This window comes from Halorubrum sp. SP9 (assembly GCF_005435015.1).
Taxonomy (GTDB): Archaea; Halobacteriota; Halobacteria; order Halobacteriales; family Haloferacaceae; genus Halorubrum; species Halorubrum sodomense.
Genome location: NZ_SGXU01000066.1, coordinates 1 through 457 on the forward strand (window position 1 = coordinate 1; position 457 = coordinate 457).

General features: G+C 59.1%; 1 pseudogene. It reads left to right on the forward strand.

The window, feature by feature from the left end:
• Nucleotides 1-457 (forward strand): annotated as a pseudogene (locus tag EXE45_RS19725) (hypothetical protein); the annotation flags it as partial.

The following is a 457-nucleotide window of genomic DNA, read 5'->3' on the forward strand; positions in this document are numbered from 1 at the left end:
CACAGCCGAAACAATCGCGGTCAATGAGGTAGCGGGAGGAGATAGTTTCCTCAAGAACGCGAGCGACTGGACCGTAAGAGAACGCGACCGCGATCCGTATGCCGACCTCTCGCTTCAGGAGTTGAAGAACGGCGCGCTTCGAGAGATTCCCGACGAACGGATCGCGTGGCTCTCCAAACGCGAAGAATGGTACTGGTGCGATACGTCCGGCATTTGGCATAGCCACGGTGATGAGTTTGTCCGTCGCTGGTTAGATTCCGAATTTGGGGACCACTACCGGAGTCGGTTGCGGACGGAAGTATTAGACCAACTGAAAGCCCGCACACAAGCCGATGAGGCGGCGTTTGGTGGCGGGCCGCCCGGAACCATTGCCACCAAGAGCGGGCTTCTGGACTTGGAGACGCGCGACTGTCGGCCGATTCAGCCGGACGATCGTGTTCGGTGGCGGCTGGATACT